The 26,971-nt window shown below is 70.8% G+C and carries 22 protein-coding genes and 1 pseudogene; 14 read left to right on the top strand and 9 right to left on the bottom strand.

Annotated features, from left to right (window positions below; genetic code table 11):
* Positions 1-52 precede the first annotated feature (52 nt).
* Positions 53-1,447 carry a tannase/feruloyl esterase family alpha/beta hydrolase gene (locus CP983_RS37715; protein ID WP_150504631.1) on the top strand — a complete coding sequence of 465 codons (1,395 nt, stop codon included), beginning with the start codon at positions 53-55 and terminating at the stop codon, positions 1,445-1,447.
* A gap of 9 nt (positions 1,448-1,456) precedes the next feature.
* Here CP983_RS37715 and CP983_RS37710 read toward each other — a convergent pair whose 3' ends face one another.
* Positions 1,457-1,639: a hypothetical protein gene (locus CP983_RS37710; protein WP_030047209.1), complete on the bottom strand. Its 183-nt coding sequence runs from the start codon at positions 1,637-1,639 to the stop codon at positions 1,457-1,459.
* Between the two features lie 336 nt (positions 1,640-1,975).
* Here CP983_RS37710 and CP983_RS37705 point away from each other — a divergent pair, with 336 nt between their 5' ends.
* The 3 genes from CP983_RS37705 (at position 1,976) to CP983_RS37695 (ending at position 7,691) form a co-directional block, all read left to right on the top strand.
* The gene (locus tag CP983_RS37705) at positions 1,976-4,837 is read left to right on the top strand and encodes a DEAD/DEAH box helicase (protein WP_150504629.1); all 2,862 of its coding nucleotides are present in this window, start codon (positions 1,976-1,978) and stop codon (positions 4,835-4,837) included.
* Positions 4,834-6,126, top strand: a complete 1,293-nt coding sequence (locus tag CP983_RS37700) for an SWIM zinc finger family protein (RefSeq protein ID WP_150504626.1) — start codon at positions 4,834-4,836, stop codon at positions 6,124-6,126. Before CP983_RS37705 ends, CP983_RS37700 begins: the two co-directional genes overlap by 4 nt.
* Before the next feature lie 218 nt (positions 6,127-6,344).
* Positions 6,345-7,691 (top strand): esterase-like activity of phytase family protein, encoded by a 1,347-nt coding sequence (locus CP983_RS37695; protein ID WP_150504624.1) that lies wholly within the window; start codon positions 6,345-6,347, stop codon positions 7,689-7,691.
* A 211-nt stretch (positions 7,692-7,902) separates the two neighbouring features.
* Here the strand turns inward: CP983_RS37695 and CP983_RS37690 are convergent, their stop codons facing one another.
* Positions 7,903-8,175, bottom strand: coding sequence for a hypothetical protein (locus tag CP983_RS37690; RefSeq protein WP_150504622.1), 273 nt, complete (start codon positions 8,173-8,175; stop codon positions 7,903-7,905).
* 421 nt (positions 8,176-8,596) lie between these two features.
* Entirely contained in the window at positions 8,597-9,763 is a 1,167-nt protein-coding gene (gene xylA / locus CP983_RS37685) for a xylose isomerase (RefSeq protein WP_150504620.1), read from the bottom strand.
* Positions 9,764-9,931: 168 nt separating this feature from the next.
* Here xylA and xylB point away from each other — a divergent pair, with 168 nt between their 5' ends.
* The 8 genes and pseudogenes from xylB to CP983_RS45125 all read left to right on the top strand — a co-directional run.
* Entirely contained in the window at positions 9,932-11,377 is a 1,446-nt protein-coding gene (xylB, locus tag CP983_RS37680) for a xylulokinase (RefSeq protein ID WP_150504618.1), read from the top strand.
* Positions 11,378-11,391: 14 nt separating this feature from the next.
* Complete coding sequence (locus tag CP983_RS37675) at positions 11,392-12,600, top strand: ROK family transcriptional regulator (protein ID WP_150504616.1); 1,209 nt, start codon at positions 11,392-11,394, stop codon at positions 12,598-12,600.
* Between the two features lie 299 nt (positions 12,601-12,899).
* A complete protein-coding gene (locus CP983_RS37670) occupies positions 12,900-14,399 on the top strand; it encodes an APC family permease (RefSeq protein ID WP_150504614.1) in 1,500 nt (499 codons plus the stop codon).
* Complete coding sequence (locus CP983_RS37665) at positions 14,396-15,406, top strand: acetamidase/formamidase family protein (protein ID WP_150504612.1); 1,011 nt, start codon at positions 14,396-14,398, stop codon at positions 15,404-15,406. The genes CP983_RS37670 and CP983_RS37665 overlap by 4 nt, the downstream gene beginning before the upstream one ends.
* 38 nt (positions 15,407-15,444) lie before the next feature.
* The gene (locus tag CP983_RS37660) at positions 15,445-16,044 is read left to right on the top strand and encodes an N-acetylmuramoyl-L-alanine amidase (protein ID WP_150504611.1); all 600 of its coding nucleotides are present in this window, start codon (positions 15,445-15,447) and stop codon (positions 16,042-16,044) included.
* Between the two features lie 200 nt (positions 16,045-16,244).
* The gene (locus CP983_RS37655; protein ID WP_167537815.1) at positions 16,245-17,576 is read left to right on the top strand and encodes a GAF domain-containing protein; all 1,332 of its coding nucleotides are present in this window, start codon (positions 16,245-16,247) and stop codon (positions 17,574-17,576) included.
* Between the two features lie 56 nt (positions 17,577-17,632).
* Positions 17,633-19,156, top strand: a complete 1,524-nt coding sequence (gene adh, locus CP983_RS37650) for an aldehyde dehydrogenase (RefSeq protein WP_150504609.1) — start codon at positions 17,633-17,635, stop codon at positions 19,154-19,156.
* A 183-nt stretch (positions 19,157-19,339) separates the two neighbouring features.
* A pseudogene (locus CP983_RS45125) lies at positions 19,340-19,411 on the top strand (transposase); the annotation flags it as partial.
* A gap of 74 nt (positions 19,412-19,485) precedes the next feature.
* On the opposite strand, the gene CP983_RS37640 reads toward CP983_RS45125, so the two are convergent.
* From CP983_RS37640 to CP983_RS37625, 4 genes are all read right to left on the bottom strand, one after another.
* A complete protein-coding gene (locus tag CP983_RS37640) occupies positions 19,486-20,421 on the bottom strand; it encodes a GNAT family N-acetyltransferase (RefSeq protein WP_150507092.1) in 936 nt (311 codons plus the stop codon).
* A 115-nt stretch (positions 20,422-20,536) separates the two neighbouring features.
* Positions 20,537-20,884 (bottom strand): YciI family protein, encoded by a 348-nt coding sequence (locus CP983_RS37635; RefSeq protein ID WP_150504607.1) that lies wholly within the window; start codon positions 20,882-20,884, stop codon positions 20,537-20,539.
* Positions 20,881-21,807, bottom strand: coding sequence for a Vgb family protein (locus tag CP983_RS37630; protein WP_150504605.1), 927 nt, complete (start codon positions 21,805-21,807; stop codon positions 20,881-20,883). Before CP983_RS37630 ends, CP983_RS37635 begins: the two co-directional genes overlap by 4 nt.
* Complete coding sequence (locus CP983_RS37625) at positions 21,804-22,481, bottom strand: CatB-related O-acetyltransferase (RefSeq protein WP_150504603.1); 678 nt, start codon at positions 22,479-22,481, stop codon at positions 21,804-21,806. Before CP983_RS37625 ends, CP983_RS37630 begins: the two co-directional genes overlap by 4 nt.
* Positions 22,482-22,775: 294 nt before the next feature.
* On the opposite strand from CP983_RS37625, the gene CP983_RS37620 reads away from it, so the two are divergent.
* Positions 22,776-23,669, top strand: a complete 894-nt coding sequence (locus CP983_RS37620) for a LysR family transcriptional regulator (RefSeq protein ID WP_150504601.1) — start codon at positions 22,776-22,778, stop codon at positions 23,667-23,669.
* Between the two features lie 509 nt (positions 23,670-24,178).
* On the opposite strand, the gene CP983_RS44520 is transcribed toward CP983_RS37620, so the two are convergent.
* On the bottom strand, positions 24,179-24,418 hold the full coding sequence (locus CP983_RS44520; RefSeq protein ID WP_208852864.1) for a LysR family transcriptional regulator substrate-binding protein: 240 nt from the start codon (positions 24,416-24,418) through the stop codon (positions 24,179-24,181).
* Entirely contained in the window at positions 24,415-24,657 is a 243-nt protein-coding gene (locus CP983_RS45290; RefSeq protein WP_208852863.1) for a LysR family transcriptional regulator, read from the bottom strand. Before CP983_RS45290 ends, CP983_RS44520 begins: the two co-directional genes overlap by 4 nt.
* A gap of 882 nt (positions 24,658-25,539) precedes the next feature.
* Here CP983_RS45290 and CP983_RS37610 point away from each other — a divergent pair.
* A complete protein-coding gene (locus CP983_RS37610) occupies positions 25,540-26,769 on the top strand; it encodes a cytochrome P450 family protein (RefSeq protein WP_229914844.1) in 1,230 nt (409 codons plus the stop codon).
* The last annotated feature ends 202 nt before the right edge of the window (positions 26,770-26,971 follow it).

Genomic DNA, 26,971 nt, shown 5'->3' with positions numbered 1-26,971 from the left:
TTGCGGTTCCGCTGTTTCCGATGCCCCGTCTCCCCTCTGCCAGGAGGCCCTCATGCGCCTGTCCCGGGCTGTTCCGTTCGTCGCCGCCACGCTGCTGGCCGCTGCCGTGAGCGGGCCGACTCCCGCTACGGCCACGACAGTTGGCGAGCGGCACTGCGCCGATCAGGACCGGGTGCGGGTGCCGGGCGCGGCCCTCCAGCAAAGCGCCTGCCTCCCGGATCTGACGACGGCCGCACTGGCCGGCACCCCCTACACCGACATGGCCGACCAGGCCGCACTGACGGCACGCGGCACCCGGAACCCGACGGGCGTTGCCGGAATCCAGATCGACGGATACTTCCCGGACTCCTCTCGGTTCAACGCCACACACGGCTGGCAGCACGACGCGCAGTTCGTGATCCGGCTGCCGGACCGCTGGAACGGCGGACTCGTCGTCACCGGCGCCCCGGGCACCCGCAAGCAGTACGCCACTGACACGGCGATCTCCGACCAGGTGCTCGCCCTGGGCTACGCCTACGCCGCCACCGACAAGGGCAACAGCGGCGCCGATTTCTACCGGGACGGCAAGCGGCCCGGTGACGCGGTCGCCGAGTGGAACGCGAGAACCACCCAGCTCACCCGGGCCGCCCGCAAGGCGGTGGCCCAGCGCTACGGGCACGCCCCGCGTCGCACCTACATGACCGGTATCTCCAACGGCGGCTACCTGACGCGCTGGCAGCTGGAGAACCATCCCGAGCTCTACGACGGCGGGGTGGACTGGGAGGGCGCCCTGTGGACCGCGGACGGCCCCAACCTGCTCGCCTCCCTGCCCACGGCGGTGGCTCGGATGCTCGGCTCCGCCCGGGACGAGGATCTGTACAGGGCCGGCTTCGCCCGCGGCTCGGAGTTCCTGTGGCCGTACCACGAGCAGGCCTACTGGGGGGTCACCCAGAAGATCTACCGCGCGGAGTTCGACCCGGCCTACGACGCCGGCTGCCCCGGCCCGACCGCCGGAACCACCCCGGCGCAGATCTTGTCCCCGTGCGCGTCCGACGCCACGTACGACTACGCGTCGCGCCCGGCGTCCGTCCACCGTGCCGTGGCCCGAGTCGCTCTGACCGGGCGTGTCGGCCGACCGTTGATCACGCTGCACGGCGATCTGGACGCGCTGCTGCCGAAGGCCGCCGACTCGGACGTGTACGCGCGCATGATCGACGCGAAGGGGCGCGGCCCGCTGCACCGGTACTACACAATCGCGGGTGGCACGCATGTCGACGGGCTGTACGACACCTACCCGGACCGGCTCCGGCCGATCCTGCCCTGCTACCGGTCGGCGTTCGACGCGCTGGCCTCATGGGTGGAGCGAGGCACGCGCCCGCCCGCGGACCACACCGTGGGCAGGCCCGCGAGCGGGGATGTCGTCAACTCATGCACACTGTCCACCCCTGTCGCGCAGGCGGCCAGGTGATCGTCATCTTCAGCGACCGAGCTCCTTGCGCGAGACACGGCGCAGCCTGCGCCGCTGTGACGGGTCGAGCGTGAGGTAGGCGGCGGCCGGGACTCCCAGGACTATCAGGAGCGCGGCCCACCAGGGCAGCCAGATCAGCAGGATGAGACCGGCCGCCACACCCCCCGCGGCGATCTTCGCGTTCTTCGACATGTGCGTCGCCTCCTTCGCGGCCACTGCCGCTCTCTGTCCTGAAAACGGGTCCGCGCTCCCGGCAGTTCCGAGTCGCGACCCTGAGACGACCCTGAGGTGCGGCCCTTACTGGTCGCGGGGTCCGGGGACGGCCGGGACGCGGTCGACGGCCCGTTCTCCGGACGGCCGACGTCCAAGACCGCGCTCGGTAGGCACTCCGGACTCCGCACAGGGGGAATACCCACCCGGAACAAGCATGACCCAGGTCACATGGTCACGGCGCCGGGTGGGCCGCCGAGTGATGTACCCTCGACCACTCCAATCCGAGTAGTCAAATTTGAGGAGTGCAGCAGAGCTGTGCCCAGGCTTCCCGAGGCGACATCGTCCGAGCTCTCCGAACTGGCCTGTTGCAGTGCAGTTTTCGTACCCGGCGATCCGGCGCGCACCGGCCGGGTCGCCTTCTGGCGGGCAGACGGCGGCGCCGTTCCGCTCGTCGCGTCCGGATCCGTCGAGGAACTGGACGTCGTCCTGCCCCGTGAGGACGGCGAGGACGGTGTCGAGCTGGTGAGCGTGCCGGCCGTTCTGCTTCCGGTGCGTGCCGCCCTGCCCGTCCTCGCGCGTGCGCGTACCTCTGCGCAGGCGCCCCGAGCGGGCGTCTTCTGGGGCTCCGCCACCGCGCTGGCCCTGCAATTCGTGGCGCGTGGACTGATGTTGCCGGGCCTCTCGCCGGACGACCACGACGCATGGCGCGTTGGTCCCCTCCGCCCTGAGGACGTGGAACGCGTCCGCGCTCTCGCCGCCGCCATGCCGCCCGAAGCGCACGCGGTGCCGCTGGAGGGCGCGGAGCCGCTCAGGCTGCCGGATCCGGAGCGGCTGCTCCGGGCCTTCCTTGACGCGGTCGCCGACGCGCTCCCCCGCTCCCCCGCGGCCGAGCTGGTCACCGGTGGGCCCGCCTACGCGGCACGGGAGCCGCAGCACGCGCCCGCGCTGCGCGCGTGGGCCGCCGACGTCGCGGCCGGCCACGACGCGGGAGTACGGCTCTCCCTGCGTCTCGAGGTCCCCGGTCTCGCCGAGGCGACGCTGGAGGACGCCGCACTGTCGTTCCGGGCGGTGCTCCAGGTGCACAGCGTGAGTGACCCGACGCTGGTCGCGGACGCCGCCGATGTGTGGGCGGGGTCCGGCGCCTTCGGCCCCCGCGCGCGGATGGACGCCCTGCTGGCACTGCGCCGCGCGGCCCGCGCCTGGGCTTCGCTGACGCCGCTGCTGTCAGCGGCCGTACCGGACGCCGTGGAACTCGCCGACGAAGACGTGACCGACCTACTGGGGGAAGGCGCGCGGGCCCTCGCCGGAGCGGGCGTCGACGTGCACTGGCCCAAGCAGCTGGCACGCGAACTGACCGCCCGCGCGGTGATCGGTCCGCCGGACGAAGAGTCGACGCCGGGCAGGCTCGCCTCGGACACGCCGTCCTTCCTGTCCGCCGACGCACTGCTCACCTTCAACTGGTGGTTCGCACTGGGCGACCAGCGGCTCACGCGGGAGGAGCTGGACCGGCTGGCGGAGGCCAACCGTCCAGTGGTGCGGCTGCGCGATCAGTGGGTCCTGGTCGACCCGCAGGAGGTGCGCCGCGCACGCGCGCAGCAGGATCACAAGGTGACGCCCATCGACGCGCTCGGCGCCGCGCTGACGGGCTCCACCGAGGTGGACGGCCGCCAGGTCGAGGTACGGCCCACGGGCTGGCTGGCGGCGCTGCGCGAACGCCTCGCGGAACCCGAGGGGCAGGAGCCGGTGGGCCAGCCCGCCGCACTCGCCGCCACGCTGCGCGACTATCAGCGGCGCGGCCTGAGCTGGCTGGCCCGGATGACGTCCCTGGGCCTGGGCTGCTGTCTCGCCGACGACATGGGCCTCGGCAAGACGATCACGCTGATCGCGCTGCACCTGCACCGGCAGTCCGACGACTCGTCCGCCGGCCCGACGCTGGTGGTCTGCCCGACGTCCCTGATGGGGAACTGGCAGCGCGAGATCGAGAAGTTCGCACCCGGCACGCGCGTGCGCCGCTTCCACGGGTCTCGGCGCGACCTGGACTCGGTGGCGGACGGGGAGTTCGTGCTCACGACGTACGGCACGATGCGCCTGGACGCGCGCCGGCTGGCGGAGGTGCCGTGGGGCATGGTCGTGGCGGACGAGGCCCAGCATGTGAAGAACCCCTACTCCTCGACCGCGCGGGAGCTGCGTTCGATCGGCGCGCGCGCACGCGTGGCGCTCACCGGCACCCCGGTGGAGAACAACCTGTCCGAGCTGTGGGCGATCCTCGACTGGACGACCCCGGGTCTGCTGGGCCGTCTCGGCACCTTCCGCGCGCGCTACGCCCATGCAGTCGAGAGCGGGCAGGACCCGGCCGCCGCGGAACGGCTCGCGCGGCTCGTACGCCCCTTCCTGCTGCGACGGCGCAAGTCGGACCCGGGCATCGCGCCGGAGTTGCCGCCGAAGACGGAGACCGACCGCGCCGTGTCCCTCACCGCGGAACAGGCAGGCCTGTACGAGGCGGTGGTCCGCGAGACGCTCGCCGAGATCTCCGCAGCGGACAGCATGGCCCGGCGCGGCCTGATCGTGAAGCTCCTGACGGGCCTGAAGCAGATCTGCAACCACCCCGCGCAGTACCTCAAGGAGGAGCGGCCGAGAATCGCCGACCGTTCGGGGAAGCTGGAACTGCTGGACGAGCTGCTCGACACCATCCTCGCCGAGGAGGCGAGCGTGTTGATCTTCACGCAGTACGTGCAGATGGGCCGCCTCATCGAACGGCACCTGGCAGCTCGCGGCATTAACTCGCAGTTCCTGCACGGCGGCACGCCCGTGACCGAACGCGAGAACCTGGTGCGGCGCTTCCAGGACGGCGAAGTGCCCGTCTTCCTGCTGTCGTTGAAGGCGGCGGGCACCGGCCTGAACCTCACCCGCGCGGAACACGTCGTGCACTACGACCGCTGGTGGAACCCCGCCGTCGAGGCACAGGCCACCGACCGCGCGTACCGCATCGGCCAGACCCGGCCCGTGCAGGTGCACCGGCTGATCGCCGAGGGAACGATCGAGGACCGCATCGCCGACATGCTGAGCCGCAAGCGGGAGCTCGCCGACGCGGTGCTCGGGGCAGGCGAGTCGGCGCTCACAGAGCTGACGGACGCGGAGCTGGCCGATCTGGTGGAACTGCGAGGGGGTACGCGATGACTCGGTACGACGGTGACTCGGAGCGGACGTTCGCCGCGCTGCCTCCCGCGCACGGGAAGGGATTCGCGCTGACGTGGTGGGGCCAGGCCTGGCTCAAGGCGCTGGAGGAGACGGCGCTGGACCTGGGCCAGCTCAAGGCGGGCCGCAGGCTCGCGCGCGCCGGAGCGGTCGGTGCCGTGTCCGTACGCCCGGGACGCATCACGGCCCTGGTGCGGGGGCGTGACCGTACGGCGCACCGCGCCGACGTGCTGCTGGAAGAGCTGACCAGCGACCAGTGGGACCGCTTCCTTGACATGGCCGTGGAGCGCGCAGGGCACGTCGCGGCGCTGCTGGACCGCGAGATGCCGCCGCACCTGGTGGAGGACGCGGCCGCCACCGGCATCGAACTGCTGCCCGGCATGGGCGATCTGGAGCCCCAGTGCGGGTGCGAGGCCTGGGACCACTGCGCGCACACGGCAGCGCTCTGCTACCAGGTGGCGCGACTGCTGGACCAGGACCCCTTCGTGCTGCTGCTGATGCGCGGGCGGGGCGAGCGCGACCTCTTGAACGACCTCCAGGCACGCAGCGCCGTGACCGCCACGAGCCGACCCGAACTGTCCGATGCGTCCGCGCGATCCGAGCCGGAGGGCGTGGATGCCGCGGAGGCCTATGCCACGGGCGACATCCTGCCGCCGTTGCCCGCGCTCCCCGAGCTACCCGCCGAACCGGGGACGCCGCCCTCCCTGGACACCGAGACACCCGCCGGACCCGGTGTCGACCCGGGTGCCCTGGAGTTCCTGGCTGCCTGCACGGCCGTAGAAGCACACCGTCTGCTTGCGGAGGCACTGCGGACCGATCCGGAACAGCACCTCACCGGAACTGAGTTGAGGCTCGACCAGGACGTGGTCCGCCTCGCTGCCGGATCTCCCGTCGCGGGCATGGCCGAGCGGCTGGTGGACGGTTCGGGGCGCAGCCGGGAGGGGCTGGCGACGGCCGTCCGGGCCTGGCGGATCGGCGGTGTCGCCGCACTGGCAGTGCTCGACGAGGAGTGGACCGTGGAAGGCGAAACGCTCGCACGCGCGCGTGCCGCGCTGGAGTCGGCCTGGGACGAGGACGACCGGCCGGCCCTGCGGGCGAAGGGCAACCGGTGGACGGTCGTAGGTGCACCCGGGCAGCTGCGTCTCGGCCGCGACGGGCGCTGGTGGCCGTACCGCAAGGAACGGGGCCGCTGGGCGCCCGCGGGCGGTCCGACGCAGGATCCGGGCACGGCGCTGGCCGCGGTGCGTCTCGCGGGCGAGGAGCAGGCGTAGGGGCTGCCTGTGGCGGTGAGGGGCAGCCGTGTCCATCGGCTGCCCCCTGCCGGCCTGCCCGTGCGAACGGGGCTGCCTGTGCGGCCAGTTCGACTCCCGGACAGCGACATCGGCTCGACGAGTGTCCGTCGTTCCGCGTTCACCTGTCGGTCGTACCGCGTTCCGCGCGGGCTCCAAATCTGGCCGCTGTCAGTGAACTTGGTCCTCAGGAGGCCCGAATGTCCCCGCACGCCACAGACCGGCGCCGCGTCCACCGTTTCGTCGCCGGAGGCGTCCCCCTCGCCGTGATCGCGGCGCTCGTGGCCGCCGGGCCCGCCGCCGGCGCCGGGGACAGGCACGGCGACGCGCACGTCGTGGGTACGGCAACGCTCGGCGACATCCCGCTCGGCACGTTCAGCAATGGCCTGCTTCCCGGCAGCGTGGACAACGACCGGGGCGTGGACCTGGGCGGCATAGGCAGCGACATCTACCCCGCAAGCCGCAAGGGCGAGTTCTGGACGGTCACCGACCGCGGCCCGAACGGCCAGATCAAGGTGGACGGCACGAAGCGCCGTACCTTCCCCGTGCCCGGCTTCGACCCGGCGATCGTGAAGATCCGGGTGACCGGCGACACCGTGAAGGTGCTCGACGCGATCCCGATCACGACCGCTTCCGGGAAGCCCGTCACCGGGCTTTCGAACCAGGAAGGGCGCGACGAGGCGCCGTACAGCTATGACGCACGGACGCCTCTGAAGTACAACCCGAACGGCCTGGACACCGAGGGCATCGTGCGGGCCGCCGACGGGACCTTCTGGCTCGTCGACGAGTACGGGCCCTCCCTCGTGCACGTGTCCGCGCGCGGGAAGGTCCTCACGCGCTACGTGCCCAAGGGGCTGGGCCTGACCGGCGCGGGCTACCGGGTGGTGGAGGCGCTGCCCTCCGTCCTGCTGCACCGCAAGATCAACCGCGGCTTCGAGGGCCTCGCCCAACTGCCGGGCGGTGACCTGGTGATGGCCGTGCAGAGCCCGCTCTCGCTGCCGGACACGGATGCCGGTGAGGCGTCTCTCACCACGCGGCTGCTGCGTTTCTCGCCGAAGAAGCAGGCGGTCACCGCCGAGTACGCGTACCGCTTCGACCCGGTGAACGTGGTGGACCCGAGCGAGGACGACACCTCCGAGCTGAAGATCTCGTCGGTCGTGGCCGTGGGCGGGAACCGGTTGCTGGTCGAGGAGCGCACCGACAAGGCCGCGCGGCTCCACCTGGTGCGTCTGGACCGCAAGGCGGACATCCTCGGCAGCGACTGGGACGACGACACGACGTCCCCGTCCCTCGAGCAGCTCGACGACCCGGCGGCCTCGGGCGTGCCGGTGCTGTCCAAGCGGCTGGTCGTCGACCTGGGCGAGGTCGCCGGGGTGCCCGGGAAGATCGAGGGCGTGGCGCGCGTGGACCACGACACGCTGGCCCTGATCAACGACAACGACTTCGGGATGACGGACGGCACAGGCGCGTTCGACGCCCAGGGCCGGCTGGTCGACAGCGGCATCGAGACGTCCGTGGTCTACGTGCGGCTGCCGCACGGCATCTGACCGGCCGGCGCTTGGGGGCCGCCGTCCGACGGCCGGCTCAGGCTCCCCTGGTTCGCAGCGGCACGCGTGCGTGGCCGTCGGGGAGCGGCACACGCGTGTGCCGCTCCCCGTTTCATGCCCTGAGACAGGTCGCCCGCCGGCCTTCATGCTCTACGGCAGGTCGTCCGCCGGCCTTCACGCCCTACGGCAGGCCGCCCGCCGTTTTCGTGCCCTACGGCAGGTCGTCCGCCAGTGACGGGAGCAGCGACTCCAGTCCGCTGGGCAGGTCGCTCGGGAAACCGCTCGGGAGGTCGGTGGGGAAGCCCGACGGCAGTGACGTCGGCAGTTCGCTCGGCAGCTTGCTGGGCAGCTCGGTCGGGATGCTGAAGGACGGCTTGGGCGAGCCGCTCGTGCTGCTCCCCGCAGGTGGTTTGTCGTCCGGCGAGTCGTCGCTGTTCGAGACCACCAGGACGACGACCACGAGGGCTCCGATGGCCACGATCACGGCGAGCAGGATGACGAGCGGATTACGCCGGGGGCCTGGTCCGCCACCCCCGTCCGGCTGTTGGGGAGGCGGCCAATCGCCGTAGGACGGCGGGCCGCCGCCTCCCGGAGGGGGGCCGTAGCCGCCGGGAGGTGGTGGTCCGAAGCCGCCGCCATAAGGCGGCGTGTCACCCGGCGGTCCTGGCGGCTGAGGGGGTACGGGCGGCATGGCCATACCGACCAGCGTCCCGTCGCACGGGTCAGGACGCGACCCCCACGCGAGAGTTAATACCGGTCCTTGCCCCGGACCGCATGATTCCGAAGCATCCGCGCCGGAACTGATCATCGAGCCGCACCGTGTATGACCGGGTCTGTCGACCTGCGGTCACACACGGTCGGGCACGCATCTCGTCCCAGCCGCGGACGGCCACGTGTGCGTGGGCTCAGCCTCGGGCGCCCAGCAGGTGGTCCATCGCCAGCTGGTCGAGGCGCTCGAAGGCCATCCCGCGCGCGGCGGCGGCCTCGACGTCGAACTCCTCGAAGGCGGTGCGGTCGTCGAGGAGCGCCTTGAGGCCGTCGGCCGCCGTCGGCTCCACCAGCTCGTTCAGCCGCGAGGCGGTCAGTGCCTCCTGGACCTCCGGGTCCGCGCGGAAGGCGGCAGCACGCTCCTTCAGGATGAGGTAGTTGCGCATGCAGCCCGCGGCCGAGGCCCACACGCCGTCGAGGTCCTCGGTGCGCGGCGGCTTGAAGTCGAAGTGGCGCGGGCCTTCGTAGCCGGCGCTCTCCAGGAGGTCGACCAGCCAGAAGGCGGCACGCAGGTCGCCGGCGCCGAAGCGCAGGTCCTGGTCGTACTTGATGCCGGACTGGCCGTTGAGGTCGATGTGGAAGAGCTTGTCCGCCCACAGCGCCTGCGCGATGCCGTGCGGGAAGTTGAGCCCGGCCATCTGCTCGTGGCCGACCTCGGGGTTGACGCCGTACAGCTCGGGGCGCTCCAAGCGCTCGATGAACGCCAGCGCGTGGCCGACCGTGGGCAGCAGGATGTCGCCGCGCGGCTCGTTCGGCTTGGGCTCGATGGCGAAGCGCAGGTCGTAGCCCTGGGAGGTGACGTACTCGCCGAGGAGGTCGAAGGCCTCCTTCATGCGGTCGAGAGCCGCGCGCACGTCCTTGGCGCCGCCGGACTCCGCGCCCTCGCGGCCGCCCCAGGCGACGTACGTCTTGGCGCCCAGCTCGGCCGCGAGGTCGATGTTGCGGATGGTCTTGCGCAGGGCGTAGCGGCGGACGTCGCGGTCGTTGGCGGTGAAGCCGCCGTCCTTGAAGACGGGGTGCGTGAAGAGGTTGGTGGTGGCCATCGGCACGGTCATGCCGGTCGCGTCGAGCGCCTCACGGAAGCGCTTGATGTGCGCCTCGCGCTCGGTGTCGGAGGACCCGAAGGGGATCAGGTCGTCGTCGTGGAACGTGACGCCGTGGGCGCCGAGCTCCGCCAGGCGCTGGACCGTCTCGACCGGGTCGAGGGCGCGGCGGGTGGCGTCACCGAAGGGATCCCGTCCCTGCCAGCCGACGGTCCACAGGCCGAAGGTGAACCTGTCCTCGGGGGTGGGCTGGTAGTTCATGCCGCGGCTCCTTGCTGCATACGACTATTTCGTCATGGCCGTTTACAAATTAGTATGCGGTCGCATCTCTGGGAAGAGACAAGATGTCTTTGTCACTCGATGTCTTCGTCACCACGCCCTGTCGCCCGATCGCTACGTCCCGCAGAGCCGCGGAAAAGGGAGAGCACGATGTCAGCAGCCGAGGGTCCGCTCGTCGTCGGCGTGGACACGTCCACCCAGTCCACCAAGGCGCTGGTCGTCGACGCCTCGACCGGGCAGGTCGTCGCGAGCGGCCAGGCAGCGCACACCGTGTCCTCCGGGGCCGGCCGGGAGAGCGACCCGCGACAGTGGTGGGAGGCCCTGTGCGAGGCACTGCACCAGTGCGGCGACGCCGCGCGCGAGGCCGCCGCGGTGTCGATCGGCGGTCAGCAGCACGGCCTGGTCACGCTGGACGACCGGGACGAGCCGGTGCGCCCGGCGCTGCTCTGGAACGACGTGCGCTCGGCGCCGCAGGCCCGTCGGCTGACGGAGGAGATGGGCGGCGCGAAGTTCTGGGCCGAGCGCACGGGCTCGGTTCCGGCCGCCTCCTTCACCGTCACGAAGTGGGCCTGGCTCGCCGAGAACGAGCCGGACGCGGTGCGCGCCACCAAGGCCGTACGCCTCCCCCACGACTACCTCACCGAACGCCTCACCGGGCAGGGCACCACCGACCGCGGCGACGCCTCCGGTACGGGCTGGTGGGCGTCCGGGACCGAGTCGTACGACGAGGAGATCCTGGCGCACGTGGGGCTGGACCCGGCGATGCTGCCCCGTGTGGTCCGGCCCGGCGAGGTCGCGGGCACCGTGCGCGACAGCCACGACCTGCCGTTCTCCAAGGGCACCCTCGTCGCGCCCGGCACCGGTGACAACGCCGCCGCGGCGCTCGGCCTCGGCCTGCGTCCCGGCACGCCCGTGCTGAGCCTGGGCACGTCGGGCACGGTGTACGCCGTGGCGAAGCGGCGCCCCTCCGACCCGACCGGCACCGTGGCGGGCTTCGCCGACGCGCACGGCGACTGGCTGCCGCTGGCCTGCACCCTCAACTGCACGCTCGCCGTCGACCGGCTCGCGGCCCTGCTGGGCCTCGACCGCGAGGCCGTGGAACCCACCACCGGCCTCACGCTCCTGCCCTACCTGGACGGCGAACGCACACCGAACCTGCCGAACGCCTCCGGCATCCTGCACGGCCTGCGCCACGACACGACCGCCGGTCAGCTCCTCCAGGCCGCCTACGACGGTGCCGTGCACGCCCTGCTCGGCGCGCTCGACCTTGTCCTGGACGAGGACGCGGACCGCTCGGCCCCGCTGCTGCTGATCGGCGGCGGCGCCCGGGGCACGGCCTGGCAGCAGACCGTACGACGGCTGTCGGGGCGCCCGGTGCAGGTCCCCGAGGCGAAGGAACTGGTCGCGCTCGGAGCCGCCGCCCAGGCGGCCGGCCTGCTGACCGGCGAGGACCCGGCCTCGGTGGCCCGGCGCTGGAACACCACGCGCGGGCCGGTGCTCGACGCCGTGGAGCGGGACGAGGCGACGCTGGCCAGGATCAGCGGGGTACTCTCCGACGCGGCCCCGCTGCTGGAGCGGGGCACCGAGGCGCATTGAGGACTGACGGAGGCATGACCGCACCGCTGCACGAGGCCCACCCGACCGGCGCCGGGCGCGCGCTGCCCAACACGCAGCAGGGCATGCGTCGCCGCAATCTGGCCAGCGTGATGCACACCGTCAGTGCCGAGGGTCCGCTCTCCCGCGCCGCCGTCGCCTCCCGTATCGGACTGACCCGTGCGGCGGTGTCCACCCTCGTCGACGAACTGATCCGCTCGGGACTGCTGGAGGAACTCGGTCCCGAGCGGCCCGGCCGGGTCGGCCGTCCCGGCTCGGCGCTCGCCGTCAGCGGGCACGGTCCGGCCGGCATCGGCGCGGAGATCGGCGTCGACCATCTCGCCGTGTGCGCGGTCGATCTGCGGGGCGAGGTGCGTGCCAGGGCCGTACGGCACGGCGCGAACCGGGGTCGGGCGGCCGGGCCTGTGATCGAGGAGCTCGATGCGCTCGTGCGCAAGGTCGTCGCCGAGGCCGAACCAGAAGGGCTGTGGCCCGCCGGACTGGCGGTCGCCGTGCCCGGCCTGGTGGCGCGCGACAGCCGCACGGTCGTCCGCGCCCCCAACCTCGACTGGCGCGACACGGACCTGGCCGAGTTGCTCCCTACGGACTTTCCGCTGACCGTGGGCAACGAGGCCGACTTCGGCGCGCTCGCCGAACTGTGGCTCGGCGACGGCACCCCGCGAGACTTCCTGCACGTGTCGGCGGAGATCGGCATCGGTGCGGCGGTCGTGGTGGACGGGGGGCTGCTGCGTGGAACGCGTGGTTTCGCGGGCGAGTTGGGCCATGTGCCCGTCGAGCCGTACGGGCCCGAGTGCCCGTGCGGGGGGCGCGGATGTCTGGAGCAGTACGCCGGTGAGGAGGCGGTGCTGCGTGCGGCCGGGCTGGAGCCCGGTGAGGACCGCGTCGGGCTGCTGGCGACGCGTGCCGCGGAGGGCGACGAGGACGTACGGCGGGCCTTGCGGGACGCGGGAACGGCGCTCGGAATCGCGCTGACCGGCGCGGTCAATCTGCTGGACCCCGAGAGCGTTGTGCTCGGCGGTGCGCTGGCCGGGCTCGCGCCCTGGTTGCTGCCTTCGCTGGAGGCCGAGTTGGACCGGCGGACCGCGGGGCCCGCGTGTCCGGTGTCCGTGTCCCGGCTGGGCCCCGAGGGTCCGTTGCTGGGGGCTGCGCATTCTGTGGTGCGAGGGGTGCTGGACGATCCGGTCGCGGTGGCGGAGCGGGCCTGATTGCGGGGTGGGGCGCACGGACGGGGGCGGTTCTGCAGGGCTTGCAGGCTCGGGCCCATCCGGCTTGCGCGCCTGGCCCGCCCGGGCTTCCGAGCCCGACCCGACACGGCCGAACAAGCCTCACTCCAGGGCGAGTTCACTCATGTGAGTGAGCGAGTTATCCACAATTCCCCGGCTGTCCACGGAAACCCGGCGCCCTCTTCTACCCAACCCGCCAGCGCCGTACCGTGATTCACGCGAGGCGCAGCGGTCGTGTCACGACGACGCGGGGCGCATCGGGGTGAATGAGGGGGATTCACATGTCGGGGGAAAAGACGGAAGTCGGAACCACGGGATTGCGGCGCGACGCGATCGGGCTGCGCGAGGTCCTGTTCCAGAGCATCACGGCGATGGCGCCGGCCGCGGCGGTCGCGGCGTCCATTCCGTCGGGCGCGGCGTTCGCGGGCGGGAGCCTGCCTCTGTCGGTGCTGATCGCGCTGGTGGCATGTCTGTTCACGGCGTCGTGCGTCGCGGAGCTGGCGCGCGAGCTGCCGGCCGCGGGCTCGGTGTCCACCTACGTGGCACAAGGCCTGCATCCGGCGATCGGCTTTCTCGTGGGCTGGGGCTATGTGTTCGTCGAGGCTCTCGTCCCACCCCTTCTCCTACTGCAACTGGGCTTCACCACGGCCGGCACGCTGCACCAGGAATGGTCCTCGTATCCGGCGGACCTGTGGTGGCCCTGGGCGCTCGCTGGAGCCGCGATCATAGGTGTCTCCGGGTACTTGGGGGTGCGCGCCTCGGCCCGGTTCGGCACGGTCCTCGGCGTCTTCGAGGTGCTCGTCCTGCTGGTGTTCGCCATCTGGCTGATCGGCAAGGCGGGAGGGGACAACACGCTGCCGGTGTTCGGGACGTCGCACACCGCCGAGGGCTACGCGGGCGTCAGCGGAGTGTTCGCCGGGTCCGTCTACACGGTGCTCGCCTTCGCCGGATTCGAGGCCGCGGCACCACTGGCCGAGGAGACCCGGGACCCACGTCGCACGATGCACCGCGCGGTGCTCGGTTCGGCGCTCGCCATCGGACTGTTCTACGTGCTCACCACGTACGCCATGAGCGTGTACTACGGCCCTGATCGCTTCCAGGAGTTCGGCGCGTCCGGTGCCGCCTCGTGGGAAGGCGTGGCGCGGGCGTCGTTCGGACTGTTCTGGGTGCTGGTGTTCCTGGCCGTGGTCAACTCGGCCATCGCCAATGCCAATGCGTGCGCCACCGTCTCCACGCGGACCGCGTTCGCCCTGGCCCGCATCCGCGTGCTGCCCCGCTTCCTGGCGATCCTCCATCCGAAGTACCGCTCGCCCGTGGCCGGAATCGCCGTGCAGACCGCGGTGGCGGTCGGCGCCGTTCTGGGGCTGGGGTTCGCCTACGACCCGGTGACTGCGTTCCTGCTGCTGGCGACGGTGATCGTCACGGTCGTGATCGGCGTGTACATAGTGGTCAACCTCGCCTGTGCCGGCTACTTCCTGCGCCGCAGGCGCGAGGCGCTCAAGCCCGTGCGGCATCTGGTCCTGCCGCTTCTCGGCATCATCGCGTTCGTGCCGGCGCTGCTGACCGCGGCGGGCCTGCCCGTCTTCGACTTCGTCTCCGAGCTCAGCGCGCCCGTGTCGTACGCGGGGTCCGTGGTCGGAGCGTGGATGGCGATCGGGGTCGTGGTGCTGCTCGTGCTGATGCGGCGGCACCCCGGGCGAATAGCCGAGACCGCCCGTGTCCATCTCGACGACGACCCCTCCCCCACCGGCCTTCCCCAGAACGGAGCTGTGCAGCGATGAGCGACCCGCGGATCCTGACCGTGCGACCCGAGCCCGGCGAGTACGCCTGGACGTTCGGCGGAGCACCGCCCGTGGCGCGCATCGCGCCCGGTACGGTCCTGGACCTGTACACGGAGGACTGCTTCGGCGGGCGGGTGCGCTCGGAGAAGGACCTGGTGTCCGAGGTATGCGAATTCCCCTACCTCAACCCGCAGACGGGACCCTTCCACATCGAGGGCGCCGAGCCGGGTGACACGGTCGCCGTGCACTTCGTCTCGATCGAGCCGGCCCGGGACTGGGCCGCGTCGACCACGGTCCCGCTGTTCGGCGCCCTCACCTCGACACACACCACGGCCACGCTCCAGCCGCCGCTGCCGGAGACCGTGTGGATCTGGCAGCTCGACCGGACCCGGCGTACGGCGTTGTTCCGGGCCCATGACAGTGACATCGAGGCCGAGCTGCCGATGGACCCGATGCACGGCACGGTCGGGGTGGCTCCCGCCAATCTGGAGGTGCGCTCCGCGCTGGTGCCCGACGCGCACGGCGGGAACATGGACACCCCGGAGATGCGGGCGGGTGTCACCTGCTATCTCGGGGTGAACGTCGAGGGCGCGCTGCTCAGCCTCGGCGACGGGCACGCCCGCCAGGGAGAGGGCGAGACCTGCGGGGTCGCGGTCGAGTGTGCGATGAACACGGTGGTGATCGTCGAGCTGCTCAAGGGGCTCGCCACACCCTGGCCGCGCATCGAGTCGGACACCCACATCATGTCGACCGGGTCGGCACGGCCGCTGGAGGACGCGTTCCGGATATCGCAGCTCGACCTGGTGCAGTGGCTGGTGCGCGACTACGGGTTCAGTGAGCTGGACGCGTACCAGTTCGCGACGCAGGCCGTCGAGTCACCGCTGGCCAACGTGTGCGACACCAACTACACGTGCGTGGCCAAGATCCGCAAGCAGTGGCTGCCAGGTCGTGAGACGCACCGCGGAGTACATGAGCGACTGCGGGAGACGGCGGCGACCCTGCGCTGACCTTCCGGCCGACCTCACCCCTGAAAGGCAACCCCTCCTTGGAACTCGCACGACCCCGCCCCAGCCGGCGCCGCTTCCTCCAGGGCACCGCCCTCGCCGCCGTCCCGTACGCCCTGCTGCCCGGCCCACGATCCGGTACGCAGGTTCCGGCACCCGACCATCACGGTGCCGAGTGGCAGCCGGCGAGCACCGCCAACTACACGACAGCCAACCGCCCCAGGACCCATCCCGTCGAGCAGGTGATCATCCACGTGACGCAGACCGCCTTCACCAAGACCCTGTCCGTCTTCCAGAACCCGGCCAAGCAGGTGTCCGCCCACTACGTGGTGCGCTCGGCCGACGGGCACATCGCACAGTGCGTCCGTGAGGCCGACATCGCCTGGCACGCGGGCGACTGGGAACACAACACACGCAGCATCGGCATAGAGCACGAGGGCTGGGTGGACCGGCCCTACTACTTCACCGACGCTCTCTACGAGGAGTCGGCCGGGCTCACGGCGGCGATCTGCGGCAAGTACGGAATCCCGAAGGACCGCCGGCACATCATCGGGCACTACGAGGTACCGGGCACGGACCACACCGATCCCGGGCCGCACTGGGACTGGTCGCGCTACATACGCCTGGTCAACTCGGCCTGAGCCCGCGTTTGGGGCGCTGCCGAGCCGTGCCCGCACCGGTCCTGGGCCTCCAGCACCGCGACACCGGCACAGCCTCAGGGAAGCCTCGTCCCGCCGGAAGCATCCCCTCATCGTTCGAGTGACCCCGGTCGAAACGGTTGTCCGTTCGCGTACTCGGAGTGACGATGTCCCCAGCCGCATTGCTTTCCGGGGAGGCCGACTTGACCGATCCTTGGGTCGCTCTCGAACCGGGGGCCGATCCCGCCGAGCGCGTACGGACGTTGCGCCGTGCGCATGAGACGTTCACCGAGGTGGGCACCGTGCCGACGCCGGTGCGTTCCGTGGTGGCCGACTCGTGGCGGCGCTCCGCGCGGGCCGGTGTCGGTCCGGACGGGACGGCGTCCGTGGAGCTGGCGGACGGCGACCTCGGGGCGTATCGCGCGGAGCATCCGCTGGCGCGGGTGATGCCGCTGTTCCGGGAGCTGATGGGCACGTTCGCCGCCGACGGGGAGCATCTGCTCGCGGTGTGCGACGAGCACGGCAGGCTGCTGTGGGTCGAGGGCCATCCGACGACCCGGCGCAAGGCGGGGCGGATGAACTTCGTGCCGGGTGCCAGGTGGGCGGAGAGCGCGGTCGGGACGAACGCGCCGGGTACGGCGGTCGCCGTGGACCGGCCGGTGCAGGTCTTCGCCGCCGAGCACTTCATCCGCAGGGTGCAGCCCTGGACCTGCGCGGCGGCGCCGGTGCACGATCCGCGGACCGGCCGGGTGCTCGGGGCGGTGGACATCACCGGTGGTGACGGGCTGGCGCATCCGCACAGCCTGGGGTTCGTGCAGGCGGTGGCGCGTGCCGCGGAGTCGCATCTGGCGCTGCTCGCGCCGCAGCTGCCCGCCGCGGACACGCCCGAGCTGTCCGCGCTGGGCCGTGACGAGGCGACGCTGCTCGTCGGTGGGCGCAGGGTCAGGCTCAGTCGTCGGCACAGCGAGATCCTGGTGCTGCTGGCCCGTCATCCGGAGGGGCTGACGGGCGACGAGTTGCAGTGCGCGTTGTACGAGGACGAGTCGGTGACGCCCGTGACGCTGAGAGCCGAGTTGGCGCGTCTGCGTCGGCTGCTCGGTCCCGGTCTGCTCGGGTCGAGACCGTACCGGCTGACGGTGCCGGTGGAGTCGGATGTGTCGGTCGTGGAGCGACGGCTGGAGACGGGTGCGATCACGGGCGCGGCCGCCGCGTACGCGGGCCCGCTGCTGCCCGGTTCCCAGGCGCCGGCGGTGGTGCGGCTCAGGCGGCTACTGGCCGACGGTCTGCGTACGGCTCTGATCGCGCGCCGCGATCCGGATCTGCTGGCGGACTGGGCGCATGCGCCGTGGGGCGAGGACGACCTGGACGTATGGCGGGCGCTCGCCGTGGTGCGTCCGACGTCGGCGGTGCGGTCGAGGCTGGCCGCGCTGGAGTCGGAGCTCACAGCACCGCCCGCCCGGCACGGTGACCGCAGAGCGGTGACCCTGGCGGAAGCCCCGGCCCGCGCAACGTACTTGCAACCTCGCCGTCCCTAGCCTCGCGCCGAGAGCTGCCCAACGGCGGGCAGCGCTTCTTCGGGAGGCAGAGCAGAATGACCCGTTACGCGGCGCCCGGCACCGAGGGTGCGATCGTCTCCTACCAGGCGCGCTACGACCACTTCATCGGCGGTGAGTACGTGCCGCCGATCCGGGGGCAGTACTTCGAGAACCCGACGCCGGTGAACGGGCAGCCGTTCACCGAGATCGCGCGGGGCACGGCGGAGGACGTGGAGCGGGCGTTGGACGCGGCGCACGCGGCCGCCCCAGCGTGGGGCCGGACGTCGGTGACCGCGCGGGCCGACATCCTGCTGAAGATCGCCGACCGTATGGAGGCGAACCTGGAGAAGCTGGCGGTCGCCGAGAGCTGGGAGAACGGCAAGCCGGTGCGGGAGACGCTGGCGGCGGACATTCCGCTGGCCATCGACCACTTCCGCTACTTCGCGGGCGCGATCAGGGCGCAGGAGGGCTCGCTCGGCGAGGTCGACGACGACACGGTGGCGTACCACTTCCACGAGCCGTTGGGCGTGGTGGCGCAGATCATCCCGTGGAACTTCCCGATCCTGATGGCGACGTGGAAGCTCGCTCCGGCGCTGGCCGCGGGCAACGCGGTCGTGCTGAAGCCGGCCGAGCAGACGCCGGCGTCCATCCACTACTGGCTGAGCCTGGTCTCCGACCTGCTGCCGCCGGGCGTCCTCAACATCGTCAACGGCTTCGGCGTGGAGGCGGGCAAGCCGCTGGCGTCGAGCCCCCGGGTGGCCAAAGTGGCGTTCACCGGGGAGACCACGACCGGCCGGTTGATCATGCAGTACGCCTCGGAGAACATCACCCCGGTCACCCTCGAACTCGGTGGCAAGTCCCCGAACATCTTCTTCGACGACGTCTGGGCGGCGAACGACGACTTCCGCGACAAGGCGCTCGAAGGCTTCACGATGTTCGCGCTCAACCAGGGCGAGGTGTGCACGTGCCCGTCGCGGGCGCTCGTGCAGCGGGGCAACTACGCCGAGTTCATGGAGGCGGCGGTCGCGCGGACCGAGCAGATCAAGACCGGGCATCCGCTCGACACGGACACCATGATCGGCGCGCAGGCCTCCAACGACCAGCTGGAGAAGATCCTCTCCTACCTCGACATCGGCCGGCAGGAGGGCGCCCGGGTCCTCACGGGCGGCGAACGCATCGATCACGAGGGCGAGTTGAAGGGCGGCTACTACGTCCAGCCGACCATCTTCGAGGGCGACAACCGTATGCGGATCTTCCAGGAGGAGATCTTCGGCCCGGTCGTCTCGGTGACGTCCTTCGACGACTTCGACGACGCCATCAAGATCGCCAACGACACGCTGTACGGCCTTGGGGCGGGCGTGTGGACGCGGGACATCAACACCGCGTACCGCGCGGGCCGCGCGATCCAGGCGGGCCGGGTGTGGACGAACTGCTACCACGCGTACCCGGCACACGCGGCGTTCGGCGGCTACAAGGGGTCGGGCATCGGGCGTGAGACGCACAAGATGATGCTGGATCACTACCAGCAGACCAAGAACATTCTCTGTTCGTACAGCCCTCAGAAGCTTGGCTTCTTCTAGAGCCCAAAGTCGGTTGCCTGGAGGCTTCGTTACGCTCCAGGCAATCCGACATGGTGGACGCCCTCCGCAATCAACACGATCCCCAGCGCCACGATCCGACCTGCAAGTGGATCCGCCCCGGCCCACACGCGGGCCAATCGGCGCCCCCGCGGAACCACTTCCGGCGGGCGTGTCCCTGCGGCCATGCCGCACGACTTCCCGCCCTGGGAAACCGTCTACGGCTACTTCGCCAAGTGGCAGAAGGACGGCGTTTTCTGCACGGAGTCGGCGCCCACCTGCCAAGTCTCCGGAGGTCGTTGGGGGGAGATCCGGAGACGCGGCAGATGGGTTCAGTCCCAGACCAGGTTGAGGGAGCGTTCGAAGTTGACGTATCCGGTGCGGGCGAAGGACTTCGCCATGGGGACGTTGCCGAGGTCTGTCGATGCCCTGATGCGGTCGACGCCCTCGGCGGCCAGGATACGGGTGCCCTCGGCGAGGATCTCGTCGATGTAGCCGTTGCCGCGGTGTGCGGGCAGGACGCCGATGTACGCGATGATCGGGTGATAGCTGTTGCGGGCCGGGATCACGAAGCCCACCGGACCGCCGCCGTCGGGGAGTTCGGCGATGCGCCACCACTCGTGCGGGCTGTTGAACCTGGCGAACTCGCCGTCGTAGTGCCGTTCCGCCGCTTCGCGCGGGCTCAGTCCGGATGCCAGGTCCGCCTGGCCGTGGGCGTCGAGGGTGCCCTCCATGACTGGGGTCATCAGGGCGAGGAGGTCCTCCCGGTGGGCTACCGGGCGGAATACGAGACGCCCTTTGGACTCCGGGAGCAGGGACGACGGGGTCCACTGCAGCCGCAGCCGCTCGACGAGCAGGCGTGCTCCAGTGCTCTCCAGCACGCGCGTGCGGGATTCGATCACCTCGCGCGCCGCGGGGTCCTCGTGCCAATCGGGCGGGACGAAGCGGCCGTACTCAGGCAGCTTCGCGCCCGTCGAGAAGACGGTTGTCGTCGCCGTCTCGAACAGCCGCAGGCCTATCTCGTCGCGGTCGGCCCGGGGCAGCGTGTCGTCGATGTCGAAGAAGTCGAACTGCTGCGGGACGTCACCGCCCGGGGTCGTCCACCAGGCGAGCCGGGCGAGGAGACGGTCGCCGTCCAGGGCCACCCACGCCCACTCGGGGCGGCGGCAGCCGTTGGCGAAGTCCTCGTTGAGTTCGTGGTCGAGGACGTAGGAGAGCCGGCAGAAGAGATCGATCTCCTCGGGGCCGGTCAGGGGCCGGTAGTTCACCGATGTCAGTTGCAAGTCAACTCCTGCGAAGGGATACAGCGCTCCGGACCCGGCATGTCGTGCTGATCAGGCACGCAGGGTGTCCGGGCAGAGGGCGGCGAGGGCCGCATGCGGCTCAGGCCGATTCGAGGATCGGGCGGATCTCGAGCGCCTCCGGGGTGGGGAAGCCGCGGGCCAGCTCGATGGCCTCTGCGTGGTCGGCGACTTCCAGCACGAACCAGCCGCCGAGGGTCTCCTCGCCGCTGTGCACGGGCCCCTCGGTCACCGCTGCGGACCCGTCCGCCGTCTTGCGCACGGTGACGGGGCCCTGGTGCTCGGTGTCGAGGGCGTCACCTCCCGCCAGTTTGCCCGCTGCCGCGAGTTCGCCGATCCAGGTCTCGTACGCCTTCCGGTAGGCGTCGCGGTCGGCTTGGATCCGGGCGCGTGACGCGTGCGTCTCGAAGATCACGAGGGCGTATTTCATGAGGCGTTCCTCTGTTCGGTGTCATCGGTGGTGGTTCTGGTGGCCGGCTCGATGCGGGCCAGTGCGCCTGTCTCCAGGGCCGTCCACACAGCGCCGTCCGGGCCCACTGTGATCCCGTGCGGCTCGGAGGCCGGGGTGGGTAGGTCATGGACGGCGACCGTGCCGTCCGAGGTGATCGAGCCGACGCTGTTGCCGCCCCACGCGGTGAACCACGCCGTGCCGTCGGCGTCGGTGGTGACGGCGTGCGGCCGGGCGGAACGGTCGGGCAGCGGGTACTCGGTGATCCGGCCACCGGGTGCCATCCGGCCGATCTGACCGGCCGCGATCTCGGTGAACCAGACACTTTCGTCCGGGCCCACGGCGATCCCCACCGGTGCGGCCGCCTCGGTGGGGAGCGCGTGGACCGTGATGCGACCGTCCATGCCGATACGGCCGATGGCGTTGGCCTGATTCATCGTGAACCACATCGAGTCCCCGGCCGCGGCGATGGCGGAGGGGAACGCGCCGGTGCGTGGCAGCGGGTACTCCGTGACAGTTCCGTTCGTGGTGAGGCGGCCGATGCGGTCGGCGGCGGTCTCGGTGAACCACAGCGCGCCGTCCGGCCCTGCAGCGATGCCGAAAGGCCCGCATTCCGCGGTCGGCGGCGTGAACTCGGTCACCCGGCCGGCAGTCGTGATCCGCCCGACCCGGTGCGCCCGGTACGCCGTGAACCACAGCGCGCCGTCCGGCCCGTTGCAGATGACCGTCGGGCCGCTGTCCGGGGCGAGTTGATGACTGGTCGGCTCCTGTCCCGGGACGAGCCGGCCGATCCTGCCGCTGTGCACCATGGTGAACCAGAGCGCCTCGTCCGGGCCTGTGGTGATCGCGTACGGGCCGCTGTCGCGACCGGACACCGCGTACTCCTCGATGGCCGGGGGCGTCACCGCTGCCCCAGACCTTCGGCAGTGGCGATGCGCTCGATGTCCTGCGGGGATCCAGCCATGATGGTCCGGGCGTGCGCAGTCACCAGCTCGACGGGCCAGTCCCACCAAGCGGCCCGTGTGAGCCGTTCGATGTCGCTGTCGTCGAAGCGCTGTCTGATCGTCCGGGCCGGATTCCCGCCCACGACGGTGTACGGCGGCACGTCGGCGGTGACCATCGCTCCGGCCGCGATCACTGCGCCGTCGCCGATCCGAACCCCCGGCATCAGAGTGGCTCCGTATCCGAACCACACGTCGTTGCCGACCACCGTGTCCCCGCGGCTGGGCATGCCGGTGACGAGGTCGAGGGTCTGCTCGGCCCACTCGCCGCCGAACATGGTGAAGGGAAAGGTGGACACCCCCATCGACGGGTGGTCAGCGCCCGCCATCAGGAACCGGGTGCCTGTGGCGATCGCGCAGTACTTGCCGATGGTCAGCCGTTCCGGACCGTAGGCGTACAGCACATTGCGCTGCGCGAAGTCGGTCGCCCCGTCGGGGTCGTCGTAGTAGGTGAAGTCACCCACCACGACGTTCGTCCCGGCAACCAGTGGCTTGAGAAATACGACCCGCTCGTGGGCAGGCAGTGGATGGATGGTGGCCGGGTCAGGTGCCTGGGCGGCGCTCGGGTCAGATGTCACGCGGGAATCTCTCCGTGGGAGTTCGTGCTCGGCGGGCGAAGCCCGGGAGGCGAGGCCTCATGACCGATGAGGTACGCGCCTTCCGCGCGCGGTCCACGCCCTTCGGGTCCGTCGGCCGAATTGAGCGGGCCGGTCCCGCAGCCTCATTGCCGGCTCATGTCACCTACGGGAGGCGGCCTCCCGGCCCGGTACCCAGCCTGCGTGCCGGGCAGCCCGGGAACAACGGCTGATCTTGATATGGTCGTTAACCCAGAGGTTCACGAATCCGGGGACCAGGATGGAACCGGGGACACGATGGAACTGCGGGACATAGAGATCTTCCTGACGCTCGCGGAGGAGCTCCACTTCGGCCGCAGCGCCGAACGCCTGCATGTCTCCCCAGCCCGTGTCAGCCAAGCGATCAAGAAACAGGAACGCGTCATCGGCGCCCAACTCTTCGAGCGAACCAGCCGCCACGTGCGGATGACCCCCATCGGAGAGGTGCTGCTCCAGCGGCTGAAGCCGGCATACGAGGGCATCCAGGAAGCCATTGCGGAGGCGACCACCATCGCCCGCAAATCGGCCGGCACGCTGACGCTGGGAGTCATGGGCGCACAGATGCACGACATGGCCCCGGTCCTGACCCACTTCCGGGCCCGACACCCGTCCGCCGAACTCCGCTTCCGGGAAGTGTTCTTCAGCGATCCGTTCGGAGCCTTGCGGGCCGGCGAGGTCGACGCGGTGACCACCTGGCTGCCGGTCCGCGAGCCGGACCTGACCGTCGGAGTGGTGCTGCGCGAGGAACCGCTCCACCTGATGGTGGCCGCGGATCACCCTCTCGCCCGGCACAAGTCGGTGAGCATGGAGGTCCTCGGCGAGCACATCGTGCCGCGCCTGAACGGCCCCCTTCCCGCCTACTGGGAGACCGCCGTCCTGCCGGCCCGCACACCGGCCGGGCGCCCCGTCCGCCGCGGCCCCGCCGTCTCCACCTTCTACGAGATCCTTGCCCTCGTCGCGGTGGGCGACGCGGTCTGCACAGTCCCCGACGAGGGGCGGCGCTACAACGCGCAGACTGACGTCGTATACATCCCCCTCCACGATGCCCCGCCCGTCCAGTGGGCCCTGATCTGGCGCACGGACCGCGCGACACCACTGGTACGCGCACTCGCCGAGGCTGCGACGGACTGCGGGGACGCAACTGGGCGGTAGAGACGGGATACTTCGGCGTCGGTGTCGTCCCCCTTTGCCGAACAAGTACCCGGCCGCGCTCGCCGCTACAGACGTCGGACCGAGCGGCTGCGGCCCGCTTTAGCGCTTGGGGGGCGACGAGGCTGTCCGGCTTCTTGCGGGGCCTGCCCGGCCCTGGTCGGGGGGATGCGGATGAGGTCACAGGGCCATCGGACCGAGCTCTTCAACGACCTTGGCCAGGTTGCGAATCTGGTCCGTTTCGCTGCTCGTGTGCCAGGTCAAGGCCCAGCGGCTGAGCGGCGCGTCATGGATGGGGATGTACGCGGCGTCAGGCCGCCCTAGTAGCGCAGGGCGTGCGCGTGCACGGGGCACACCGCTTCCCCACCGGCGACGATGGCGAGTAGTTGCGTGCCGTCGACTGCAGTCGGCCCTTTGGGGATCGGCCGCCCGCTGGAGGTGCGGGCGGGGATCAGCGCCTCTCGCCAGTAGTCGGGTGCGGCGCCGGTCAGGACGGTCTCGTCAGCAAGGTCCTAGTAGGAGATGGAGTCTCGCTTCGCCAGGGGGTGGGCGGAGGATACGCACAACGCGACGGGTTCGGTGTAGGCGACCGGGCCCACCGTGAGGTCCGGTTCCCGGATGGGGAGCCAGGCGAGCAGGACGTCGATCGTGTCGTGGCGCAGTGCGGTGAAAGGGTCGTTGTATCCCACGGCGCGAATCTGCACAATGCAGCCGGGGTGGCGGGATGAGAATTCGTCGAGGACGGGCCTCAGGTCCTCGACGTTACTGGACGTCTGTCCAGGCGCATCACCTCAGTCTTGCCCTTCGTGGCCAGCACGGCCCGCTCCAGACTCCGCTGAAGACCCCGGTGCACCGGGAGCAGGTCGTCGTGCAACTGCTGACCGAGCGGGGTAAGGCTGACGTGATGGCTGGTGCGAGCGAAGAGCGCACCACCGATCTGCCTTTCCTGCTTCTTGATGGCCTGGCTGACTCGCGCCGCGGTGACGTGCAGCCGTCCGGCCGAAGTGCAGTTCCTGTGCGAGTGTCAGGAAGATCTCGATGTCTCCGATCTCCACGCGGCCCTCCGTCGATCTTGTTAATCGTCAGGTTAACGCGCCTTGCGGAAGGGATCGTTGCCGGGAGTTCTGCTGGCGGGAGGCTGTGAATTCCGGGGTCGGGCACGGGGCGGCACAGCGGGTGGAGCGCCTGAGGCAGCTCATGCGCAACGCCCTGTCGATGCGACACCCGGTGAGCAGGAGGCAGGCGCCCAGTCGACGTTGGGTTTCGGCTCCATGCCGTCCTGCCGACGAAACTGCGGGCGGAGAAGCAGCCGACGCGGGCGCTCTCCCCCGGACGGCCGTTGGGTGCCCCGTGGCAGGCAGCCGGTTTCCGGGTCTTCCGCAGGAGGCCCCGACCAAGATCCGGGCCATTCACGGACCACAATGCCGAGCTACGAGCCCCACGGAAGCCGTTTGCCCGCAGGCCAGCGCCGTGTTACCGCTGTACCACCAGCAGACCAAGAACCTTCTCGTGTCGTACGCGCCGCAGAAGCTGGGCTTCTTCCAGGCACCCCCCGACGGGCGTCCGACCAGGACCGATGCCGCCCTGGTCGGACGCCCTTCCATGTGCGCCGCCGGCCGGGCAGGCCAGTTGGGCTGCCCCCGGTCCTCGCTCGGTTGTCGCCTCGCCCGCGTCTCGACAACCGCAGCTCTCCTGGACGCCGGTGAGTCGGATCAGGGCATCGGTGAAACCTTTCCAGCCCCATACAGCCGCGCCGGTGCGGCTTCCTTCGTGCCGCGGGCAAGACTGTCGGGGTCCATCCGTCGCGAACTCACCACACCCTGCGTCCTGTTGCCCCGGTCAGCTCGTCCCCCCGCCTGCCAAGGAGCCCTCCGTGCCCGAGCAGCCTCTGATCGTCCTCGACCCCACCGGCGCCGACCGGCACGCCGAGCACCTGTCCCTGCGTGCCGAGGGAGCGGCGACCCAGGTCGACATCCTCGGTGTCACGGCATGGGCGGTGACCGACCCGGACCTGCTCAAGCACCTCCTGACCAGCCCGGATGTGTCGAAGGACGGCCGCGCCCACTGGCCGGCCTTCCAAGAGGCCGTCACCCGCTGGCCGCTCGCGCTGTGGGTCGCGGTGGAGAACATGTTCACGGCATACGGCCCGGACCACCGCAGGCTGCGTCGTCTGATCGCGCCGGCCTTCAGCGCGCGGCGCATTGCCACCATGAAGGCGGCCGTCGAAGGCATGGTGATCGAGCTGATCGACCGCCTCGCCGCGCGCCCCGAGGACGAGACGGTGGACCTGCGCGAGCACCTGGCCTACCCCCTCCCCATTGCCGTGATCGGCCATCTCATGGGCGTGCCGCAGGAACGCCGCGAAGGCTTCCGCAAAGTCGTGGACGGTGTCTTCGACACCACGCTGAGCCCGGCGGAGGCCCAGGCCAACACCGCTCTGCTGTACGGGCAGTTGGACGAGTTGATCGCCGCGAAGCGTGACGACCCGGGTGACGACATGACGTCGCTGCTGATCAACGCCCGGGACGACGAGGACGGCGGCACCGGCCTCGCCCCCCAGGAGCTTCGCGACACGCTCCTGCTGATGATCAGTGCCGGGTACGAGACGACGGTCAACGTCATCGACCAGAGCGTCTTCACGCTGCTGACCCGCCCGGACCAGCTCCGGCTCGTCCGCTCCGGTGCCGTCGGCTGGAACGACGTCGTCGAGGAGACCCTGCGCCACGAACCCGCCGTCAAACACCTCCCCCTGCGCTTCGCCGTTTCGGACATCCCGCTGCCCGACGGCCGGACGATCGCCCGCGGCGACGCCATCCTCGCCTCCTACGCCGCCGCGAATCGCCACCCCGACTGGCACGCCGACGCCGACACGTTCGACGCCACCCGCAGCGACAAGGACCACCTGGCCTTCGGCCACGGCGTCCACTTCTGCCTGGGCGCCCCGCTGGCCCGCCTGGAAGTCGCCTGCGCTCTGCAACACCTCTTCGAGCGCTTCCCCGACATCCGCCTCGCCGTGCCCGCCACGGAGCTGAAGCCCGTGGCCTCACTCATCAGCAACGGCCACCAGCAGCTCCTGGTCCAACTCGGCCGTCCGGCCACCTGAGCCCTCGCACAGGGCGACCGGCACGGCCGTACCGCCCAACCCCCAGGCGGAGAGCTGAGGCCTCGTATACAGTGCCAGGGACTTCGACCTTCTTCGAGGAGACCAGACATGGTGGTGGACGACGACATCTCCGGGTGATACCCGGACCCGGCAGGCCACCGGCTGATGCGCTGACGCGTCGCCGAGGTGGTCTCTTCGTCGT

The organism is Streptomyces chartreusis, assembly GCF_008704715.1.
Classification (GTDB): Bacteria; Actinomycetota; Actinomycetes; order Streptomycetales; family Streptomycetaceae; genus Streptomyces; species Streptomyces chartreusis.
The sequence above is the reverse complement of the archived record's forward strand: the minus strand, read 5'-3'. Positions and strand labels throughout refer to the sequence as shown.

Bases quoted from the DNA above. Each gene is read 5' to 3' on its own strand.
- CP983_RS37670 (WP_150504614.1), top strand. From the start codon at position 12,900: ATGTCGGGGGAAAAGACGGAAGTCGGAACCACGGGATTGCGGCGCGAC.
- CP983_RS37665 (WP_150504612.1), top strand. From the start codon at position 14,396: ATGAGCGACCCGCGGATCCTGACCGTGCGACCCGAGCCCGGCGAGTAC.
- CP983_RS37620 (WP_150504601.1), top strand. From the start codon at position 22,776: ATGGAACTGCGGGACATAGAGATCTTCCTGACGCTCGCGGAGGAGCTC.
- CP983_RS37635 (WP_150504607.1), bottom strand. From the start codon at position 20,884: ATGAAATACGCCCTCGTGATCTTCGAGACGCACGCGTCACGCGCCCGG.
- adh (WP_150504609.1), top strand. From the start codon at position 17,633: ATGACCCGTTACGCGGCGCCCGGCACCGAGGGTGCGATCGTCTCCTAC.
- xylA (WP_150504620.1), bottom strand. From the start codon at position 9,763: ATGAACTACCAGCCCACCCCCGAGGACAGGTTCACCTTCGGCCTGTGG.
- CP983_RS37695 (WP_150504624.1), top strand. From the start codon at position 6,345: ATGTCCCCGCACGCCACAGACCGGCGCCGCGTCCACCGTTTCGTCGCC.
- CP983_RS37715 (WP_150504631.1), top strand. From the start codon at position 53: ATGCGCCTGTCCCGGGCTGTTCCGTTCGTCGCCGCCACGCTGCTGGCC.
- xylB (WP_150504618.1), top strand. From the start codon at position 9,932: ATGTCAGCAGCCGAGGGTCCGCTCGTCGTCGGCGTGGACACGTCCACC.
- CP983_RS37710 (WP_030047209.1), bottom strand. From the start codon at position 1,639: ATGTCGAAGAACGCGAAGATCGCCGCGGGGGGTGTGGCGGCCGGTCTC.
- CP983_RS37675 (WP_150504616.1), top strand. From the start codon at position 11,392: ATGACCGCACCGCTGCACGAGGCCCACCCGACCGGCGCCGGGCGCGCG.
- CP983_RS37700 (WP_150504626.1), top strand. From the start codon at position 4,834: ATGACTCGGTACGACGGTGACTCGGAGCGGACGTTCGCCGCGCTGCCT.